Source organism: Imperialibacter sp. (assembly GCF_040222815.1).
GTDB lineage: Bacteria > Bacteroidota > Bacteroidia > Cytophagales > Cyclobacteriaceae > Imperialibacter.
In genome coordinates this window covers 290,705-311,317 of sequence record NZ_JAVKCH010000019.1, presented here as the reverse complement: position 1 = coordinate 311,317, position 20,613 = coordinate 290,705, and the positions used below count along the sequence as shown (strand labels likewise).

General features: G+C 47.2%; 20 protein-coding genes. 11 read left to right on the top strand and 9 right to left on the bottom strand.

Translation table 11 applies throughout. The features are described 5' to 3' along the window. Positions 1–119: 119 nt before the first annotated feature. From RIF36_RS09155 to RIF36_RS09145, 3 genes are all read left to right on the top strand, one after another. Positions 120–1,157: a hypothetical protein gene (locus tag RIF36_RS09155; RefSeq protein ID WP_350121256.1), complete on the top strand. Its 1,038-nt coding sequence runs from the start codon at positions 120–122 to the stop codon at positions 1,155–1,157. A gap of 95 nt (positions 1,158–1,252) precedes the next feature. After that, on the top strand, positions 1,253–1,702 hold the full coding sequence (locus RIF36_RS09150; protein ID WP_350121254.1) for a DUF6428 family protein: 450 nt from the start codon (positions 1,253–1,255) through the stop codon (positions 1,700–1,702). A 73-nt stretch (positions 1,703–1,775) separates the two neighbouring features. Further along, positions 1,776–2,267 carry a GNAT family N-acetyltransferase gene (locus RIF36_RS09145; RefSeq protein ID WP_350121251.1) on the top strand — a complete coding sequence of 164 codons (492 nt, stop codon included), beginning with the start codon at positions 1,776–1,778 and terminating at the stop codon, positions 2,265–2,267. Between the two features lie 49 nt (positions 2,268–2,316). Here the strand turns inward: RIF36_RS09145 and RIF36_RS09140 are convergent, their stop codons facing one another. Together RIF36_RS09140 and RIF36_RS09135 are read right to left on the bottom strand one after the other, a co-directional pair. Further along, entirely contained in the window at positions 2,317–3,585 is a 1,269-nt protein-coding gene (locus RIF36_RS09140; RefSeq protein WP_350121248.1) for a replication-associated recombination protein A, read from the bottom strand. 159 nt (positions 3,586–3,744) lie between these two features. Beyond that, the gene (locus tag RIF36_RS09135; RefSeq protein WP_350121245.1) at positions 3,745–5,631 is read right to left on the bottom strand and encodes a vWA domain-containing protein; all 1,887 of its coding nucleotides are present in this window, start codon (positions 5,629–5,631) and stop codon (positions 3,745–3,747) included. Positions 5,632–5,758: 127 nt separating this feature from the next. Here RIF36_RS09135 and RIF36_RS09130 point away from each other — a divergent pair, with 127 nt between their 5' ends. From RIF36_RS09130 to RIF36_RS09120, 3 genes are read left to right on the top strand one after another with little or no spacing between them, the layout of a single operon-like run. Then, positions 5,759–6,307 (top strand): RNA polymerase sigma factor, encoded by a 549-nt coding sequence (locus RIF36_RS09130; protein WP_350094105.1) that lies wholly within the window; start codon positions 5,759–5,761, stop codon positions 6,305–6,307. After that, a complete protein-coding gene (locus tag RIF36_RS09125) occupies positions 6,304–7,446 on the top strand; it encodes an energy transducer TonB (protein WP_350121242.1) in 1,143 nt (380 codons plus the stop codon). Before RIF36_RS09130 ends, RIF36_RS09125 begins: the two co-directional genes overlap by 4 nt. A 55-nt stretch (positions 7,447–7,501) precedes the next feature. Then, on the top strand, positions 7,502–8,389 hold the full coding sequence (locus RIF36_RS09120) for a DMT family transporter (RefSeq protein ID WP_350149338.1): 888 nt from the start codon (positions 7,502–7,504) through the stop codon (positions 8,387–8,389). Here RIF36_RS09120 and RIF36_RS09115 read toward each other — a convergent pair. The 5 genes from RIF36_RS09115 to RIF36_RS09095 form a co-directional block, all read right to left on the bottom strand. Beyond that, positions 8,386–9,420, bottom strand: a complete 1,035-nt coding sequence (locus tag RIF36_RS09115; protein ID WP_350121236.1) for a threonine aldolase family protein — start codon at positions 9,418–9,420, stop codon at positions 8,386–8,388. The two genes, RIF36_RS09120 and RIF36_RS09115, sit on opposite strands and share 4 nt — an antisense overlap. 109 nt (positions 9,421–9,529) lie before the next feature. Then, a complete protein-coding gene (locus RIF36_RS09110; protein WP_350121233.1) occupies positions 9,530–11,623 on the bottom strand; it encodes a S9 family peptidase in 2,094 nt (697 codons plus the stop codon). Positions 11,624–11,696: 73 nt separating this feature from the next. Further along, positions 11,697–13,739: an OmpA family protein gene (locus RIF36_RS09105; protein WP_350149337.1), complete on the bottom strand. Its 2,043-nt coding sequence runs from the start codon at positions 13,737–13,739 to the stop codon at positions 11,697–11,699. Between the two features lie 116 nt (positions 13,740–13,855). Next, entirely contained in the window at positions 13,856–15,208 is a 1,353-nt protein-coding gene (locus RIF36_RS09100; protein ID WP_350121227.1) for an HTTM domain-containing protein, read from the bottom strand. A 142-nt stretch (positions 15,209–15,350) separates the two neighbouring features. Further along, positions 15,351–15,608, bottom strand: coding sequence for a hypothetical protein (locus RIF36_RS09095; protein WP_151996335.1), 258 nt, complete (start codon positions 15,606–15,608; stop codon positions 15,351–15,353). A gap of 247 nt (positions 15,609–15,855) precedes the next feature. Between RIF36_RS09095 and RIF36_RS09090 the strand changes: the two genes are divergently transcribed. Then, positions 15,856–16,461 carry a KpsF/GutQ family sugar-phosphate isomerase gene (locus tag RIF36_RS09090; RefSeq protein ID WP_151996334.1) on the top strand — a complete coding sequence of 202 codons (606 nt, stop codon included), beginning with the start codon at positions 15,856–15,858 and terminating at the stop codon, positions 16,459–16,461. After that, positions 16,458–17,237 carry a 3-deoxy-8-phosphooctulonate synthase gene (gene kdsA / locus RIF36_RS09085; RefSeq protein WP_350121222.1) on the top strand — a complete coding sequence of 260 codons (780 nt, stop codon included), beginning with the start codon at positions 16,458–16,460 and terminating at the stop codon, positions 17,235–17,237. The genes RIF36_RS09090 and kdsA overlap by 4 nt, the downstream gene beginning before the upstream one ends. A gap of 68 nt (positions 17,238–17,305) precedes the next feature. Here the strand turns inward: kdsA and RIF36_RS09080 are convergent, their stop codons facing one another. Together RIF36_RS09080 and RIF36_RS09075 are read right to left on the bottom strand one after the other, a co-directional pair. Continuing rightward, positions 17,306–17,638: a hypothetical protein gene (locus RIF36_RS09080; RefSeq protein ID WP_350121220.1), complete on the bottom strand. Its 333-nt coding sequence runs from the start codon at positions 17,636–17,638 to the stop codon at positions 17,306–17,308. After that, positions 17,628–17,837 (bottom strand): hypothetical protein, encoded by a 210-nt coding sequence (locus RIF36_RS09075; protein ID WP_350118165.1) that lies wholly within the window; start codon positions 17,835–17,837, stop codon positions 17,628–17,630. Before RIF36_RS09075 ends, RIF36_RS09080 begins: the two co-directional genes overlap by 11 nt. Positions 17,838–18,078: 241 nt before the next feature. Between RIF36_RS09075 and RIF36_RS09070 the strand changes: the two genes are divergently transcribed. The 3 genes from RIF36_RS09070 to RIF36_RS09060 all read left to right on the top strand — a co-directional run bounded on the left by RIF36_RS09070 (position 18,079) and on the right by RIF36_RS09060 (position 20,613). After that, complete coding sequence (locus tag RIF36_RS09070) at positions 18,079–18,558, top strand: KdsC family phosphatase (protein WP_350118163.1); 480 nt, start codon at positions 18,079–18,081, stop codon at positions 18,556–18,558. A 78-nt stretch (positions 18,559–18,636) separates the two neighbouring features. Further along, positions 18,637–19,512 carry a succinate--CoA ligase subunit alpha gene (sucD, locus tag RIF36_RS09065; protein ID WP_151996329.1) on the top strand — a complete coding sequence of 292 codons (876 nt, stop codon included), beginning with the start codon at positions 18,637–18,639 and terminating at the stop codon, positions 19,510–19,512. A gap of 237 nt (positions 19,513–19,749) precedes the next feature. Beyond that, positions 19,750–20,613, top strand: coding sequence for a J domain-containing protein (locus RIF36_RS09060; protein WP_350121215.1), 864 nt, complete (start codon positions 19,750–19,752; stop codon positions 20,611–20,613).

Here is a 20,613-nt window from a genome sequence, read left to right as displayed (position 1 = left end):
GTACAATCGACAAAAATAAGAATAATAGCTTCTGGTGAAAGGAGCATTATATAAAAAGCCTGTTTGACCGTACTTCAAGAAGCTAAAGACCGTTAATTTACTCTGTGACAGAAATAGCAATGAAAATAGATGATTGGCTAACCGTTCTTGAACAGGAACAGTTGGAAGCCACAAAACTCGGCTTGCCTGCTGGCAGCATTCCGTCGTTTCGAACCTATCCGCTGTTTCAAATCAAACGCTCTGACCCCAATGTCTTTTTTCCGGCTCTGATCGCAGGTAAGCTGCAGCAGTGGAAGCACCTCATGACGTCTTCCCAAACAGAACGGGCTGATAAGATTATCGCCGGAATTGTCGACACCTTTCCGCTCTACAAAAGCCGCCGAGGCCGGATGCACTACAACTTCTGGCCAACCAATCCCGACATCCCTTTTCCAAATGGGAAAGTGCTGCATCGGTTCGATTTTTTTCGCTTACCCGACGATATTGATGACACAGCCCTGGTTTATTCGGCACTGTCATCAAACAAGCTAACCATACTTAGCCTGCAGCAGGACATTGACGAGCATTTTCTCCGACATTATCCTAAGCAGCCCCGGGTTTATGCCGCCTGGCTGGGCGACAAAATGCCATGGGTGGTGGATGCGTGTGCCATGATTAACCTGTTGAGCCTATTTCAGCATCATAAGCTCTTACCGACGGCGTTCACGGGAACTTCAGAGGCCTATTTAAAAGACATCATTCTGACCAAAAGGTATATAAAAACACCCTATGAGGTGGCACCCTACTACCCAGATAGCGCCGTCATTGCCTATCACCTCGCCAAATGGCTTAGTGGGGATCGAGAGAAATTGGAGCCCCTGATCGCAGGTTTCGTGTCTGATGTTGAAGCGCTTTTAGCGACGGAAAGGAACGACTTCAAAGCTATGATCTATGCCATTAGCTTGTTAAAACTTGGCGTGAAACCCTTGCGAGAAATCGAGTTATACAGGTTGGAGCGAGTCAGCTATCCATGGTTCTATGGCTCGATGCTTTCGGCGGTAAAGCCGAGTTGGCTCCAAAAAATGGGCCGTTTCAGGCTTTTCCACATTGCCCATTCCTGCCCGGCATGGAATCACACACTTTGGGTAGAATACACGTTGCTAAAAAAAATGATGTAAAAGTGAAACATTGTATCGTAATATTACGATTAATATACGTGTCGGTCAGTCCGACTTATTTTTTACCACTAACCATCGTAATAATACGATTAATAATGAAAACACAAGAACTACTGTCATTGCTTAGGTCAGCAAAAGGAAACAACCTTGAGTTTGAGTATGCCCTTGGCCAATTTGTTCCGGCCACTTTTCACATCACCGAGGTGAAAAACCAAAAAATTACATCCGTCGATTGTGGAGGAAGAAAACTGGCGTTCAACCAAACGGTTGTGCAGCTTTACGTAAATGATCTGGAGGCTATAAGAAAACCCTGGACCACCGACAAAGCACTTTCCATATTAGATTTGGTCGACAAGAAAGATCCGATGGACAAAGAGGCCGAAGTGTTTTTCGAATGGGGACACGGAGAGCTTAGAACGTCGGTCTATAGTGTGGAACAAATTGAAAATGATGAGAACACGCTAAGCATCAAGTTATTTGCTCAGCCTACAGTTTGCAAACCAAGTCTGGAACTTGCTTCGTCGGCAGCGGCGTGCTGTAACTGATTTTGCTTAGCTTGGCTGACAGGTACTGCCAGCGCCAACTGAGAGGTGTACCTGGTACTAAAAATTGCTTCAAATGAAAACTGAGATAGCTGAAATGGTACCCGCCGACTGGCCAGAGGTAGAATGCATCTACCTGGAGGGTATTGAAACGGGGCTGGCGACATTTGAAACCCAAAGCCCCGGCTGGGAAAATTGGGATGCCGGACATCTGCAAAACTGTCGGCTGGTTGCCAAAGTAAATGGGCAAGTCGTTGGCTGGGCAGCGCTAAGTCCAGTCTCGAAGCGACAGGCTTATAAAGGAGTAGCTGAGGTGAGTATCTATATTAAAAATGATTTCAAGGGAAAAGGCCTTGGGAAAGCGCTGTTTCAGGAACTGATCGTTGCAGCGGAGTCGGAGGGCTTCTGGACTTTGCAGTCTTCGGTTTTCAGAGAGAATGTGGCCACCATTGCCCTTCACAAAAGCATGGGTTTCCGGGAATATGGCTACCGGGAAAAAATTGCGCAGCTTGAGGGGATATGGAGAGATACTGTGCTATTAGAAAGACGGAGTAAGACGGTGGTATAATGCAGTTGTTTAAAGGTGGTGCCACCAGCTGACGCTGTGGGCACCACCGCTAATACCCGTACTTCTCTTTCCACAGAGTCCGCAGCTGCTTTCTCATTTCTTCCTCACGGGCGTTCTTCCCGGGGTCGTATAGTTTCGTGCCTTTGATTTCTTCGGGTAAAAACTCCATCTCGGCAAAGTTGCCCTTGTGGCTATGAGCATATTGGTAGTCCTTGCCATAATTGAGGTCTTTCATCAGCTTGGTAGGCGCATTGCGAATGGCCAGAGGAACAGAAAGGTCTCCCGTTTGATTCACAAGGGAAATGGCGCTGTTGATGGCCTCGTAGCTGGCGTTGCTTTTTGGCGAACAGGCCAGGTAAGTAGCACATTGAGAAAGGATAATACGGGACTCGGGGTAGCCTATCATGGTCACCGCCTGAAAAGCAGAAGTGGCTAGCAGCAGCGCATTGGGGTTCGCATTGCCAATGTCCTCTGAAGCCAGAATAAGCATGCGCCTGGCGATGAACTTCACATCCTCACCTCCTTCAATCATACGAGCCAAATAATAAACCGCCGCATTTGGGTCACTTCCCCGGATGGATTTAATAAAGGCAGAAATAATATCGTAGTGCTGCTCGCCCGACTTGTCGTAAATGCTGATCCGCTGCTGGGCGGTGCTGGTCACCATCTCGTCGGTAATCTCCAAAGGGTCGTCGGCGTACTGGTCAGTGACCAGTTCAAACAAATTCAGAAGTTTCCTGGCATCACCGCCGGACAGCCGGAACAAAGCCGCCTTCTCCTTCAGCTTGATCTTCCTGTCCTTCAATTTTTCGTCCGCCTTCATGGCATTGGCCAGCAGGTTCTCAAGGTCTTTTACCTCAAGAGCCTTCAGGGTATACACCTGGCAGCGACTAAGCAGGGCCGAGTTAATTTCAAAGCTCGGGTTTTCCGTTGTGGCACCAATGAGTGTGATTTTACCTTTCTCCACAGCCCCCAATAGCGCATCCTGCTGCGATTTATTGAAACGATGAATCTCGTCAATGAACAATACCGTGCGGATGCCTGGCCTGGCTTTCTGAATCACCTCCCGCACATCTTTCACTCCGGCGCTCACCGCACTAAGCGTTTCGAACGGCACCTTCAGCGTATTGGCAATGATATTGGCCATGGTGGTTTTCCCAACGCCGGGAGGCCCCCAAAAGATCATTGACGGTATTTGCCCAGAAAGGATCACCTTCCTCAAAATACCTTTCTCTCCTACCAGGTGCTCCTGCCCGATCAGCTGATCGAGGGTGGTGGGGCGCATGCGTTCGGCGAGGGGAAAAGTGTTTTGGAACATGTTGGTGCTTTGGCGTTTTACCGGGGAAACAAAGTAAACAATTTTGAGTCAAAGAGCCGGAAGAATACGGCATATTTAGAATGAAAAAGCACCTCTGTAGCTCTGTTTGATTAACTTCTCGCAGAGACGCAGAGGCGCAAAGACATACCAGATCCAGACTTAGTTGAGTAGCATCGCCGACTTCACCAAATTGATGAATTCTATGCGGTAGCCATTTTTATCCTGGCCTTTAGCTTCAGTAGCCAGCGACACTACCTGGTCGTAAGTAATATCACCTTTGAACTCAGAGTTTCTTAGCATCATGCCAAAACCAGCAACAGCAGCTGACCATCTGTAATTCTCCGACGCTTTGGCCGCTGGCTTGTCCATAATGGTGTTGACCAAAAGCTTGCTGGTGTCTCCATCAGGTTGCTTGTAGCGGAGCTTCACAGTCATCAGCTCATCGGTTTTGGCAGCATCAGGCACCACAGTGTTCTGCTGATACTTCAAAGGATCAACAGGCAGAAAGCTACTGTTGACTCCCACCGGTATGATTTCATACAGCGCCGTTACGGTATGGCCTGAGCCTAATTCCCCGGCGTCCTTCTTGTCGTCATTAAAATCTTCTTTGTTCAACAACCTGTTTTCATAGCCAATTAACCTATAGGCTTGTACTTTGGCTGGATTGAACTCCACCTGTATTTTCACATCTTTAGCAATGGTGAACAGCGTACCACCAAATTCGTTGACCAATACTTTCTTCGCTTCAAGAATGTTATCGATATAGGCATAATTGCCATTTCCCTTGTCGGCCAGGATCTCCATTTTTGAGTCTTTGTAGTTACCCATGCCGAAGCCAAGAACCGTTAGGAAGATGCCATCATTTCTTTTCTGCTCAATCAATCTTTCCATGCTGGCATCGCTCGACTCCCCAACATTGAAGTCGCCGTCCGTAGCGAGAATCACACGGTTGTTCCCACCTTCGACAAGATTTTCAAGAGCCGTTTTGTAAGCCAAATGTATTCCAGCGCCTCCTGCGGTGGAGCCGCCAGCCTGTAGTTTATCAAAAGCTTCCATAATGGTTTGCTTATCGCTTCCACTTGTGGGAGGCAACACTAGTCCAGCCGCACCAGCATACACCACAATAGCAACCTTATCGACCGGACGTAATTGTTCCGTCAAAAGTTTGAAGGACGACTTCAACAAGGGCAACTTGTTGGGGTCGCTCATGGAGCCTGACACGTCAATCAGAAATACCAGGTTGCTTGGAGGTAGATTGTCGGTTGGTATGACTTTGCCTTGCAAGCCGATGTGCACCAGATAGTGCTTTGGATTCCACGGAGCATAAGACAATTCGGTGTTGATAGAAAAAGGATCGTTGCCTTCAGGCTGTGGGTAATCATAATCAAAGTAGTTGATCATTTCCTCAATGCGGACGGCGTCTACCGGAGGCTTTTGGCCCTGGCTCAGAAACCGGCGCATGTTGGAGTAAGAAGCTGCATCTACATCGATAGAAAAAGTAGAAAGCGGTTCGTTCAGCGGTTGATGGAAAACGTTCTCGTGGATGGTAGCATAGCCTTCCGTATTGTGAATAACAGGTGCTGGCTCCATTTGATAAGCAGTACTGTAAGCCGCTCCCATGGCCATCGACTTCTTCATGCTTCTTTCCATTGGTTGGCTCACAACCATATCAAAGACAATCTCTTCTTCGTCGGCCAGCTCTTTTCGTTCCGGTTTCGGTGCAACGGCAGGCTTCCAGCTGGGGTCAGCTTTCATCCTCACCTCCAGCAACTTTCTTCCGACCACGGCTACCTCCTTATTAAAAAAACCTGGTTTGGTAAAAATGAGCACATCGTTCTCAGTAGGTACAAAAATTCCGAATTCACCTTTCTGATTGGTGACAGTGGTCTTGCCGGTTGTTTTGACTGCTACATTTACATCAATCAGCGGCTTGCCATCTTTCTCATTCAGCACCGTACCATTGATCTTTATGGATGCCGGGCTATAAGCAGTAAATGAAGATAGCACCAGGGCTATCAGTACGAGGGGTTTTGCTATATTTTTCATTGTCATCATTGTTTGATTTTGATAACAGGATGCAAGACCAGTTCAAATTCCATAAATTGGGCACAACTATTTTTGATTTGTCCGTTATGTCACCAATTGACTGACCGTTTATAAAAGCAACATCTGTTTGGAATTACTCGATAGATTTTCTGATGAGGCCCTGTGGCAGGGGTTCGTGACTGAAAAAGACAGGCAGGTGCTGGCAGTACTGTATGACCGCTATCTCGCTCTTGTGTATGGCGTTTGCCTCAAATACATGGGTGACAAAGAGGAGGCCAAAGATGCTGCCATGGAGGTTTTTGAGAAGCTCTACGAAACCAGCCCTTCCCAAAAAATAGAAAAATTCCGAAGCTGGCTTTTTGTCGTCGCTAAAAATCATTGCCTGATGAAGCTTCGCTCCAAAAAAGGCATCCAGGAAAAAAATGTGCAGCTATTTATGGAATCGACCGAAGTTGTGCATCCTTTAGATGAAGAAGAAACTGATCTCACACCGCAACTACAGCAATGCCTTGAGCAACTGAAGACGGAACAGAAAGGATGTGTGGAGATGTTCTATTTCAGCAAAAAGACGTATGAAGAGATCGCTTTGAAAAAAAGCATAGATGTGAAACAAGTGAAAAGCCATATTCAAAACGGAAAAAGGAACTTGAAGCTCTGTATTGAGAGTAAAAAATGAGCAAGCCCAAAAACGATATTGATCCATCAAAAAGCCAGGAAGAAAAAGACCTTCTGCGCTATCTCAATGAAGAGATGAGTAGCAAGGAAAAGTACGCCTTTGAAAGAAAGGCAGAAAATGACCCTTTCCTTTATGAGGCGATGGAAGGCCTGCAGGACATGGACGTGAAGCATCTGGCCAAAGACCTGGCTGACATGAAAAAGAAGCTGGCCCGGTCTGAAAATGCTTCTTTTTACAGCTTCTCCAACGTTTGGAAAATAGCAGCCGTGGTTACGCTGCTGTTGGTGGCAGGCTTCTCCGTCTGGAGACTGACAATGTCTCCTGGATTGGAGGAAAATGCATCCGCCGGGACGTTAGCTGCGGATTCATCGGTGGCCATCAACGACCCTGCGCCAATTGAGATGGACGAAACCGAAGAACAGGCCGATTCGGCAAAGTCAACAGCCGACAATACCTCCTCTCAACAGAATCTGGTAGCCGAAAGTCAGCCGGTTGAAACAACGAAGCCGATAGCTGATGAAGCAAAGGCTAGTGCACAGACCAGCGGCCCCCTGATAGCTGTTGCTGACGAAGAAGAAATTAATGATGAAATAGCGGTTGCTGAAGAAACGCCTGACCTTACTCTAGCAGACGATATAGAATTTGCTCAGGCAGAAGAAAGCAGTCAGGGTGCTGGTTTGGCATTGCAGGAGACGGAAAAAAAAGATATTGCTACTGAGACGGTGCCACAAGAAGTGGCTGCTCCCAAATTATCTGAGCTCAATGCCATTACAGCGGCTGATGCGAGTAGTGGTGCAGCAAAGGCAAAAAAGGAAGCCGATCAAGCCAGTCAGCCGGTTGCCAGGTCAGCAAGAATTGCCACCACCCAAGTCGCCACACCTTTAGCAGGATTAGAAGCTTTCAGAAAATATGTGACCGACAACCAGCTAAAAACAGCTGACATGGTAACCGGAGAAGTGGGGCTAAGCTTTACATTAAACGTTCAGGGCATTCCGCAGAATATTAACGTAACAAAGCCGCTTTGCCAGGCCTGCGATCAGGAGGCTATTCGGTTGTTGCAAAATGGAGGAGCGTGGAAATACAATGACGGCGTGACCGGTTCACCATTGACTACCACAACTATTCAAATCAGCAACTAGCCTGAATTGGCATGTAGGCGTTATAGTGCCTACCTTCGTGCCTTAATCCCCAGCCATGAAAGCAAACCCCTGGTGGGTTCATCCTGCACTTTTGATTACGGGCTTACTCTACGGTGCCAACTACAGCGTTGCCAAATCGGTTATGCCCGAACCGGTATCTCCTTTTGCTTTCATTCTTGTACGTGTGTTGTTTGCAACGGCAGTCTTTTGGCTCATCCATCCGCTATTCACGAGCGAAAAAATAGAGAGCCGCAAAGATTTTGTCAGGCTTGTCGCTTGCGGCTTTTTTGGAGCTGCCATTAATATGCTCATGTTTTTCCAGGGCCTCAGCATGACTTCTCCTGTCAACGGTGCTTTAATTATGACCCTCACTCCCGTAGTGGTTGTCACCATGTCTTACTTTTTGCTGAAAGAGAGGATCACCAGAAGAAAGGCACTTGGACTTTTCTTTGGCTTATGCGGAGCGGTTTTTCTGGTGGGCCTTCATGAGTTTTCCTTCAGCAACAGCTTTCTTTTGGGAGACCTTTTGGTGATTGGCAACGCTATTTCTTATGCTATCTACCTGGTTTTGGTCAAGCGACTGATGGCACGATACCACCCCTTAACGGTAGTGAAGTGGACATTTCTTTTTGGATTGATCTTCGTCGCTCCCTTTTCCATCCACGAAGCAGTTGCCATCCCATTTGGTGACTTAAGCGGTGCCCAATGGCTCAGTATCGGCTATGTACTGCTCGGAACTACCGTCATTGCCTACATTGCCAATGTGTCAGCCCTGAAGTATGTGAATTCGTCGGTAGTAGGCTATTACATATTTCTCCAGCCCCTTTTTGCCACGCTTATTGAAGTGGTATCAGGAAGGGAACTACCGACCATGGGCAAGGTGATTTCTGCCGCACTGATTTTCCTTGGTGTGTATCTGGTTAGTGTAAAAAGAGGCAATTAAAACACGCTTTTTAACTTTCCGATAGCTTGATCAAAATAGCTAATCATGTCGTCATTGATGTCCAGGTGGGTCACCAGCCTTACCTCATGCTTTCCGAAAGGCACCGCTAAAATGCCTGCTTTTTTCAGTTTGGCTACCATGTCTGTCGCCAGGATCTTTTTGTCCAACTCAAAAATGACAATATTGGTATCCACTGGCAAAAGTCCGGTCACATAAGGAAGCGTGGCCACCTGCTCTCCTAATGTCTTTGCCTTTTTGTGATCAATTTTCAGTCTTTCGACATGGTTGTCGAGCGCATAGATGCAGGCAGCCGCCAAAAACCCTGCCTGTCGCATACCGCCGCCAAATACCTTGCGCACCCGTTTTGCCTTTTTGATGTCCTCATGGCTACCCACCAAAGCAGAGCCTACCGGAGCGCCAAGTCCCTTGGAAAAACAAACAGAGACAGTATCAAACAGATTGCCAACGTCCTTCGGTTTATCGCCCGTTTCCGCCAATGCATTGAAAATTCGGGCACCGTCCAGGTGCATTTTCAAGCCTTTCGTCCTGGCAGCCTCGCTCACGGCTTTCGTCTGAGCCAGCGTGTAATAAGCACCTCCCCCTTTGTTCATTGTGTTCTCGAGTGACACCAGCCGGGTTAATGGCAGATGGATATCATCCGGATTATTGATGTTTTCGAGAACGTGCTCTGGTGAAAGCCTGCCCCGGTCGCCGTCAACCAGTCTTGCCGAAATATGCGAATTGCTGGCGATACCTCCACCCTCATAGAGGTAAATATGAGAGCGTTTGTCGCAGATAACTTCGTCCTGTAGCTGGGTGTGGATGCGGAGGGCAATCTGGTTGGTCATGGTCCCGGAAGGACAGTAAATAGCAGCCTCTTTCCCAAACATGCTGGCTATTTTTGCTTCCAGTTTTTTTATGGTTGGATCCTCGTCGAAAACGTCGTCGCCAACTTCAGAGGTCATCATGGCTTCGAGCATGCCTGGTGTCGGCTTTGTTACTGTATCACTTCTGAAATCTACTGTCATCATGCAGGCAAGATATTAAAATGTGTGAAAAAGTGACACGTGAAGACACGAAGCCACGGCGAGGGAAAAAGTGGCTGGTGAAGACACCAGGCCACAACGAATGCGCTGACCACTACTTCAAATTTTTATCAAAGTAAACTTTGGCAGCTTCAAAAGTTCGGAACCAACTATCATACCGCAGGAAGCCGTGCACCTCGTCGGGAAATATGAGCAGATCAACGTTCACTCCTTTTTCTCTAAGTGTCTCGGCAAGGTCAGTGGTTTGCTGAAAGAGCACATTGCGGTCGTCGTCGCCGTGCACCAGCAGCACCGGAGCCGTCCATTTCGAGAGGTCAGAAACGGGAGAAGACGCATAGGCTTTGTCCATCAGCTCTTCATTAATACCCCACCAACCACCCGGGGGGCCAAATTCCCTTGCCCGAAAAGCCCAATCGTGCACGCCATGAAGGTCAACACCTGCTTTGAAAAGCTCCGGATTTCTTGCAAGGCCCATAGCAGTGAGGTAGCCGCCGTAGGAGCCTCCCCACAGGCCAATTTTGGCTGGGTCTATTTCCGCCCTTCCTTGCAGGTATTTGCCTCCCGCTACAATGTCCTGGTATTCTGCGGCTCCCCTTGGGCCTTGGTTTTCAGCTCTGCGGAAGTCCTTGCCGTAGCCAATTCCATCCCGATAATTCACCGACATCACCACATAGCCCTGGCTGGCCAGGTACTGGTTGAAAGCATAGGCGTTTGAATAATAGCTTGAATAGTGGAAGGTCAGCAGCATTTGTCTGATGGGGCCGCCGTGCATGAAAATAATAGCGGGATGCTTCTCACCCTTTTTGTGCGTGGCAGGCGTAAATAGTTGTGCGTGAATTTCAACGCCATCGGGGGATTTGTAAATGACCTGCTCTGGCTTGACCAGCGACTTAGCGGGAAAGGCCGGGGGAGCCGTCGAGGAAATTTGTTTAACGGTCGAAGCGCCAGACGCCAGAAAACCGACAGTCTTATCAAAGTTATACCCCATGTATTGCATCGCCAGCCCCTTCCCAGATGCCAACGGCACCGGTGTTATTTCGCTTCCCTCTCCCTTTGTCAGTGCTTTCGGGGCTCCACCTTTCACTTCCACGCTGTACAGGTGTCTTCTGTCGATGTCGCCACAATTGGAAGAAAAGTACAGGGTGCTGCCATCGGGCGACACATTGCTGTCCTCTGCCTCACAAGCTCCGGGCGTTAAGTCTACAAGTCCAGATCCGTCCGGATTCATGCTGTAAATATGCATCCAGCCCTTGTGCTCTGAATAAAAGAATAACCTGTTCGTTTTTGTCCATCGTAATGGAGCCGCCGGGTACGATTGGGCAAAGCCACCATCATCAGAAGGCGAACTCCATACTTCTTTAGCTGCTCTGGTAGCAGCATCAGCCACCAGAATTGAAAATGACTCTCCACCAGTAATGTTGACGAGTTCATCTCTCTTCAAGCCCTTGTACCTGATAAAGGCTACCTGCCTGCCATCGGGCGACCAAACTGGGAGCATATCTCTACCCACTGACGGGGCCATCCAACGGACTTCTCCTTTTTCTGCATTGAAAATACCTATGAAATTGTGGTCACCTCTCGAGCTTGTAAAAAGCACTTCCATCCCATCAGGTGACCATGCCTGCCCGCCATTGCTACCACGGGCCTGAAATAGAAGCCTCTCACTATCGGATTCGGGGATGCCGTATTCATTGACAGCTATTTGGAAAATACCTACTCGGTTAGAAAAGAGAATGGTATTGTCGGTTGGGTGAGGCACTGGAGCGTAGCCATTGGCCAGCCTGATCGCATCACCGCCTTCAGTAGAAATAAGCCAGATGATTTGCTCGGCGCCTTCGGGGTTGCTATCGGGGTTGGCTATTTCGCCGTTGCGGTTGGGCGCACTGCCCCGCACGTAGAGCAACCACTGGTCATTCATAAAAAAGGTAAGTGAAGATATCTCCTGGCCATCGTCCTTACCATAGCTGGTAAGCTGAACCGAAGGCCCATCAGGCCCTTTTGCAAAGTAGATATTTCTTACCCCCCTTTTGTTTTCGACCCAGGCCATCGCATCGGTTGCCTTGCCAGCTACCAGCTCAGTGGCAAAGGGGTAAGACATCACCTCCTCAAGGCTGAACTGCGCAAGTGCGGGCAGGGAAAGGATAGGAAGCAGGATAACCAGCAAAAACTGGCGGAAACGATTGATCATTTTGTGGTTGGTTAGTCGTAGGTAATTTACCCAAATGAATCGTTCCCGCCAACTGGTTTAAGTGAACCGGCTGCTATTCACTTTCCACGATCAGAAACTCCACCCTTCGGTTGAGCTGCCGGCCATCAGCGGTGTTGTTATCAGCAGTTGGTTTGGTGAGCCCGTAGCCTTTGAATGCCAGTCGCCCAGCGTCGATACCCTGTTTGACTAGATAATCATAAACGGCCTTTGCCCTGTTGGCGCTCAACTTCATGTTGTAGTCAGCGCTGCCCGTGTTGTCGGTGTGCCCCGATATCTCGATACGCAGTCCCGATTGGTCGGTCAGCAGCTTGACAAACCGGTTGAGCTCAGGAGTAGCCTCCTTCTTGAATGTGAACTTATCGACGTCAAAAAAGATGTTGTTAAGCCGCACCACCTGGCCCTTTTCAATTGGCACCAAATAAAGATCCTTATTGATTTCCCGATACTCCTTCAGGTTGACAAGATCCAGATTTTCGCTCACCGAAATAAACCCATCGGATTGACCCAAAAAGCCATAATTTTCACCCGAAGGTAAAATAATGCTGTAGCTACCATCTATTGCATCGCTATTGGCAACGCCTGCCTGTTTACCGGAACTCAGCACTTCATAGTTGATGCTGGCTCCCAGTGGCTCGTTTGTTTTGGCATTGAGTACCCGGCCCCGCACTACCACCACGGGTTTTGGCCTCAGTGATTCAGGAAGTCTCACCCGATACAAATCGCTCTTTCCATAGGAATCGTTGCCGTAAGAGGAGAAGTATGCGTAGTCGCCCGATGCGGTAAAAGAATAGTATGCGTCAAATTGGGGAGAGTTAATGTGTGGCCCCAGGTTTTGTGGCTCTGTCCAGTTGAGCCAGGTGTCGTCGAGGCGTCGGGTAACGAACATGTCGGAGCCGCCGTAGCCGGGCCACCCTGACGTAGAATAGTAAAGAGAAACACCGTCGGCAGCCATATAGGGAAAAATCTCGGATGCCGCTGTGTTTACAGTTGGCCCTATATTCATGGGTGCCGTCCAGGTTCCGTTTTCCCTTTTAAAGCTTACGTGGATGTCTTTGGAGCCGATGGAGTTGTCTCGCTGCAAAGTCATCAAAAGGGTTTGCCCGTCGGCCACGAGAAAATACTCTCCAAACTTATTGTGGTTGTAGAAGCTGTCGATATCGACTTTCACAGGAAAGCCCCACTTTTCACCTTCCTTGTGTGTGATCGAAACACCTGTGCCCATCGTTCCGTCGGCATTGTAGGTATTGAGCAGCAAAGCAGTTTGGTCATCAGGCAAAATAGACTCCAGACCGCTGTTGCTGGCATTGTTGAGCGGCCGCCCAATGTTCACAGCCGTGTCAAGACTACCATCTTCGTTGATATTCGCAAACCAAATATCCTGGGTAGCCGGATCATCGAGATTCTCGGGGTGGCCTTCCCTTGTGAAGTATAATACCTTGCCATCCGGCGAAATAATGGGATTAAGTTCATCGGTCGGTGTATTCACACTTGTTGAGAGATGTTCTATCTGCAACGCCTTGTCCGCATCGGGAGACAGGTTAATCCCCGCTCGAACCGGTACCTCCGAGTCACTAATGGCAATTGCGTCGAGCTCGTTAAAGGCGGGCACCGAAGCTGTACGCAATTCGACCTTTACCGCAGCCACCTTGTAGGTCGTTTTTGGGAACACGTGCGACAACAGCCGACCCGTCTCGCTTAGCGGTGCGGTTGAGTCGTTTTGGTAAATAACCGATTCGTTGTCCGCCTCATCATAGAGCAGGATTCTGCTCACAGCACCTGGATTAAAGATTTCGACTACGGCTACCTGGCTGATTTGCATAGGCTTGTCGAAGCCAACTTTGATCCACTCGCCTTCAGGACTGTTTTCCTTTCCGGGCGTCCAGCCGCATGGTGTCGCTCCAAATACCGGATACCTGCTTGGCTTACCCAGAATCTCTTTAGCGAGATATTGTCCCTTGTAATTGTTGTTGATGTACTCGCTGGAAAAACCAACCACGGAAGAAGCCCACTGTACCTGCTGGGCTTTTAATGTAAACATGCCTGCACACAACAACGTAGCTGTGGCAGCCCACTTTCTAAAACTTGTAGCAATCATAAATGTACCTGTGTTTTGTTAACAAAACAGCGGCTAAACAGGTACGCATCCGGGGGCCAAACAAGGCCCTCTTTAAGGCCGAAAATTATAGATTAATTTTGGATACTTCTCAATAGTCATTCAATTTCTTGTAATTCTTCAGGCCACTGAAGTATCCACTCAGAATGCCGGAATGGCTCCCATCCTACGCTTCCCAGGTCAACTTCCGGGGCAATCAAAGGGTGGGAAGGATGGCCATTGAGACTTACCACACAGTCGACAAATACGGCAACCTCTTCCCACCCCTTATTTTCGTATTCCTTTTTGAGATGATGAGCAAACTGCCAGATGATGTCTGGGTGGCTGCTGGCCATCCTGCCTTTAAGCGACCCCAGGTATTGTGACGGACGAACTTTCTCTACTTCTCCAGTTTTCTTGTTGGTGACCCGGAAAACAGCACTACCGCTTTTCGTCCGAAGCATCATATGCCACGATAACTTATGGCCTTCATCAGTCCAATGGACGTTGCCCTCAAACAAATGATGCCTCAAAGGCAGCAACAGCTGTATGAGGAAATAGCCCAAAAAGAAGAAGTAGCCCAGGTTGTTTGGCGAATACGCTTTTGCTGGCAAAGTAATTCCCCATTTCCACCTTCCCAGTAGTTTTTTTCTGAGGTCGGCTCCTTCGAAAAAGAAGAACAATGTGCCTAGCATGAGGTAGGGGAAGATACCTATTTGAAAAACAAATGAATTAAAGAGGTGAAAAGCTATCGACAAGGTGACACCTACCCAGCGAGTCCTCTTGATTAATAACAACCAAATAATAGCTCCGTCAAAAACGATGCCCCCATAGGCAAGTACATAGTGAACCCACTTATACTGCAACACACCACCCACCAGCCAATAGTGAGACTTGCCCTTCATCCAAATTTCCATCGGCCTTGTTTCCAGCCAGTCGGGGTAAACTTTGGCGATACTGGCAAACGTATAAACGATCAGCAACTGAAGCACAAAAAAGGAGATACACCACCTGGGACAAGACGTTGATCGCCTGTCAGGGTGGTAATGGGCATCAAGAGACAAATCATCGGCTGCAGGCATCAGCGCCATAGCGTAGGCCATCAGCATAAAAAGGTAGTGATGATTGTTATAGTGGGCCTTGTGGGAGAAGTAAATGTATGTCCAGGTCAGGGCAAATGCCCAGGCTGAAAACCTGTACCGCCAACCAAGCATGATCATGATGCCAAGCACACAAACAAAAGCAAAAACCAGGTACATCCCAATGCCTGGCAGCGGCTGCATCCAGCCTAGTCCCTGATAGGTGAAAACAACAACTGCTTCAGTATAAATTTCGGAGATTTGGCCGAGCAAGAAAAAGCTTGCCCCCTCCATAAACACGAGAAAGCCAAAAACCACCCGGAACAACACAAGGGGTGTATTGTCAACTGGTTGCGATAAGTACTGTCGATTAAGCGTCAGAGAGGAAAACACATCAAAAAAGTTTGTGTAAAGAAATGAATCTCTGGCATAAAAAAAAGGGCCCTAAAGACCCTCTTTTTCAAACCAACCTAAACCTATCTACTAAAAACAACTATGCGTTGTTATTTCTTATTCATTTAAAAGCGTTTACGTTTCAATTGACCATTGTGTTGCCCCCAGCAGTGAAATTTTGATCTATTTCTTTCGCCAATTTCTTGGATGTCGCCAATTTCTCAAGCTGCAGCTTTGCTTCAACCCTCATAGCGTCATCTTTTTGGCCAACGGCCGCTCCCGTCAGTGCCCTTTCCCCTGCCACAAATCCTGACCCATTCAAAGACGACAGGAGCGAGACGACTGCCACAATTACTCCCAGTAGGAGAATCTTTGTTGTATTTGCGTTCTTCGATTTCATAGTCTCTTTGTTCAATAGTCATGAAAATAAGTCAACACTTGTGCCAAAAATTTCAACCTACTAATAATCAACTAGTTAAATATTTTCTTCAACAAAAAAGTGTACACATATGAACAATAACCTGCCGATAGATGAACGAAACTGACCTGGCTTCAGCATCTGAAGCGCTACTAATTCGTACAAATGGGCTGATGTTATATTTTCAATCCTCATTTTCCTAATTTTGAAGCTTTATACAACCCAAGCAATGAGTCAGTCACTTGAAGAAATTCGCAGCCTGGTAGAAAAAGAAGTTCAGGCCATTCATAATATCCCGGTAGATGAGTCGATACTGAACGCCATCGATGCGCTGTACGATCAGATACATATTAATAAAGGCAAGATCGTCATTAGCGGCATTGGCAAAGCCGGTCAGATAGGGCAGAACATCGCCACAACTTTTTGCTCAACGGGCTCCCCTGCTGTGTTCCTTCATCCATCGGAAGCGCAACATGGCGACCTGGGAGTTTTGCAGCCGAACGACATCCTGCTTGTGATTTCCAACTCGGGCAAAACTGAAGAAATTCTCAAGTTGCTGGAGCTGGCAGACAACCTGTATCCAAAAATCAAGACTATTTGCATCACCGGCCATCCGGAAAACGAACTGGGAAGAACAGCCAACATTTGCCTGAGCACCGGGCAACCGAAAGAAATTTGCCCCCTCGACCTGACGCCAACCACTAGCACCACTGTGATGTCGGTTTTGGGCGACTTGCTGGTGGTAATGTTAATGAAAAAGATCAACTTTGATAAGGCTGGCTACGCCAAAAGGCACCATAGCGGCTACCTCGGACAAAAAAGCAGAATGCGATGAGTAAACTATTCCTGATAGCCGGCCCTTGTGTGGTCGAGAACGAGAAAACACCTTTTGAAATCGGCAGAAAAGTAAAGGGTATCTGCGACGAGCTGGGTATCGATTACATTTTCAAAGCCAGCTTCAAAAAAGCCAACCGCACCAAGCTCAACAGCTTCACCGGCATTGAAAAAGAAGAGGCCATGGCTATTATTCAGGCTGTGGGAAAAGAACTTGGCGTGCCTACCATTACCGACGTGCATGAGAGCTATGAACCTGCCATTGCCGCCAAGTACGTGGACTACCTGCAAATCCCCGCCTTCCTATGTCGGCAAACCGATTTGCTGCTGGCTGCCGGTGAAACAGGCAAAGGCGTGAATATCAAGAAGGGACAGTTCATGTCGCCTGAAGCCATGAAGTTCTCATTAGAGAAAGTACTGTCCACGGGCAACAAAAATGTGTGGCTTTGTGAGCGTGGGTTCTCGTTTGGCTACGAAGGGCTGGTGGTGGATGCCACAGCTATTGCGAGGTTAAAAAAACATGGCGTGCCCGTGGTGATGGATTGCACCCACTCGGTGCAGCAGCCCAACAAAGCCGATGGTATCACAGGCGGCAATCCAGAAATGATTGAAACCATGGCACTTTCTGCCATTGCCACAGGTGCTGATGGACTGTTTATAGAAACGCACCCCGACCCAGCCAATGCGTTAAGCGACGGACAGACTATGCTGCCGATTGAAAAGCTTGAGGGGATATTGAGGAAGGTAATGAAGGTGAGGAAAGCACTGGAGGGGTAAGCACCAAACGGCAAATCGCAAAATCAAATAAGCTCCAAGGTCAAATATTAAAAAGAGAACTAAGAGAACTAGGTTAGATCAAGACTCTCAACCATTGCCTTGAGCTCATTTGGCTTGAGGTCACTTTTCTCACTCTTGTCATAGATCGTCAGCAAATAGACACCTCCAGCCTCTGTGTAGAAGTAGGTAATTACTCTAGCCCCACCCCTCTTTCCTTTGCCTTTGCTACCAATCCCGAGCCTAATCTTAAAACAATTATTTCGTATGGGAGTACCCGAATCGGGAGTTTGCAGAATCTCAGTTATTAGCTGACTAAACTCCTGCTTAAGAGACGGAAATTTTTTTACGAGACGTTTTAACTCCTTTTCAAATCGATGGGTGGGTATGATGCTATAGCTCATCCAACAGTTCTTGAGCTGTTTTGAGCTGAATTTTTCCTTGCTTATGTAAACGCACCTCCTCTGCAGCCTCCTTCAGGTTCTCCCAAAGCTCAGCTGAAGCCAGGGACATAGGCTTTGCATTCTTCACGAACGACAGGCTTTTCAGTACCTTCATCCCAAAAACGGCCTCTTTGTCAGGAATATCAACCAAAACTTTCATAGTTTTCAATTTTTTGCTTCTTCTTTCAGCCTCTAAGTGAACACGGATAAATTTAAGAAAATTCAGATAGTATTTAAGCTGGCGCAAAATAATGGCTCCGCAAGCCGACTGTGGCAGCAGCGAAAATCAGCATCAAGATTCCCTTTTAGCGGGCTTCTATCCCTTGAATTTGATCAACTTGTGTATGTTTTCACTTTTGTTTTTTGATCTTAGGCCTTTGAATACATAACCTTGATTTTTAATGCCTCCTAAATATAACATCAAGCTCCTCATTCTCGACGTTGACGGCACACTTACCGACGGCGGTATTTACATTATGGAAGACGGCAGTCAGTTCAAAAAATTTAACTCCCGTGACGGTATGGGCATACGGCTGCTACAGAAAGCGGGCATTGAGGTAGGCATTATCAGCAATGGGAAGACCACCTCTATGGTAAAAGCACGTGCCGACATGCTGGGAATGACCAGGGTTTATGTAGGCGAAGCAAAGAAAATGGATGTGCTGGAAGCGTGGATGAAGGAAATGGACATAGGCCTTGACCAGGTGGGCATGGTGGGCGACGACATCAACGATTTGCCTGTCATGGAAAAAGCAGGACTCTCGGCCTGCCCGGCTGATGCAGTGAAGGCAGTAAAGGAAAAAGCTGATATCGTGCTTCAGTTCAAAGGGGGCGAAGGATGCGTGCGTGAATTAATCGACAACTACTTGCTGGCCGATTGAAAATGGGGTTAAACCGGCCTATTTAGGTTTGGCAAAGCGATTATTAATCCTATTTTTGTGCAAAAATCTTACGACAGAATGAGCGTTCTAGTAAATAAAAATTCCAAAGTCATCGTGCAAGGCTTCACAGGCACTGAGGGTAGTTTTCATGCCCAGCAGATGATTGAATATGGAACCAACGTAGTAGGAGGTGTTACTCCAGGTAAAGGAGGTCAGAAGCATCTTGACAAACCCATTTTCAATAGTGTAGAAGAGGCTGTGCAAACGACGGGAGCTGACGTTTCTATCATTTTTGTGCCACCAGCTTTTGCCGCTGACGCTATCATGGAAGCAGCTGACGCTGGCATCAAGGTAATTGTGGCAATCACAGAAGGCATTCCTGTAAAGGACATGATGACTGCCAAAAATTATATCAAGAATAAAAAAGTAACACTAATTGGCCCTAACTGCCCTGGCGTCATCACTCCTGGCGAAGCGAAAGTAGGCATCATGCCTGGTTTCGTGTTCAAAAAAGGAAGAGTGGGCGTAGTGTCTAAGTCAGGTACATTGACTTACGAAGCAGCTGACCAGATCGTGAAAGCAGGTCTTGGTATTTCTACAGCAATTGGCATTGGCGGTGACCCCATCATTGGCACTCCTACCAAAGAGGCTGTTGAATTACTGATGAACGACCCCGAAACTGACGCTATCGTAATGATTGGTGAAATTGGTGGCAACTATGAGGCACTTGCTTCTGAATATATCAAGAGCACTGGCAACAAAAAGCCTGTTGTTGGCTTTATCGCTGGCCAAACAGCCCCTCCGGGCCGTAGAATGGGTCACGCTGGTGCGATCATTGGTGGCGCTGACGATACTGCAGCAGCCAAAATGAAGATCATGGAAGCTTGCGGCATTCACGTGGTGCAGTCTCCTGCTGACATAGGAGAGACACTGGCCAAAGTGCTTAAGAAATAAGTAATACATTATAACAAGCAAACCTAAACCAAAGAACAGAGCCGCCCTGCAATGCAAGGCGGCTTCTGTTTTTCTGGAGTCTCAAAAGCTGCTACCTTAGATTCTACTCTTTGCAAGACTTGTTTGCAAGAGCCTGCGACGAGCAAGGGTTCCAAATACGTGAACTTGTAATATATTTCCGGATTAAAATGCTTTGTACTACCGGGGATTTCCCTTACCTAAATCGAAAAGGCCGCTTTGAAAAACTATTACAAGATCCTTGGAATCAACCCAAATGCATCAATTGAAGATGTCAAATCTGCGTATCGCTCTAAGGCAAAACTAAATCATCCCGATATGCATCTTAAAAATAAAGATCTTTACAACTCGATCTTTATTGAGATACAGGAAGCATATGATGTGCTATCTGATGTGTCAAAAAGAGAATCTTATGATTCTGAGTTCAAAAATACCTATCATTCCACCGTGGTTGACTCCGCAACAGTAAAAGAGTCTATCTTCAGGCCCACAGAGACGCCAAAAATCGTTCTCGTGAATAGCTCCATTCCGTTTTTAAAACATCAGATAGAAGTTTCTTCAAGGCACGTAAAATATAATGACAATGAAATTCCCTTGGAAAATATACACTCTATTCGAGTCGGCTATAGCATCAGCGGCCTTTATCAAGATGATTTCTACTTCATAATATTGCTGAAAACTATCAACGAAAAAACAACCGTAATTCACTTTAACTCATTATTTCAATCTGTTCAATATCGGCATGATAAGTTTCAAAATGTAATGACCTTAGTGGGGCACTATTTAATCCCTAAGTTACTGTCATATCACATCACCCAACTTGATAATTCAAAAACACTAACTGTATCAACAAAATTGGCTTTGACCCGGATGGGAGTAATAATAAAGTCCAAATACTTCGTCCCTTGGAACAGAGTTTTAATTGACGAGAAAAATTTATCAGGACCATTCTACCACAAGACTCAAGTAATCTTCATTAGTGATAAGAGTAATAAGAAATTGGCGACCAAGGTCAGTCCGATAACACATTGGAACGCCCTACTAATTCCATTGATCGCTAGATACTACCAAAACAATTTATAG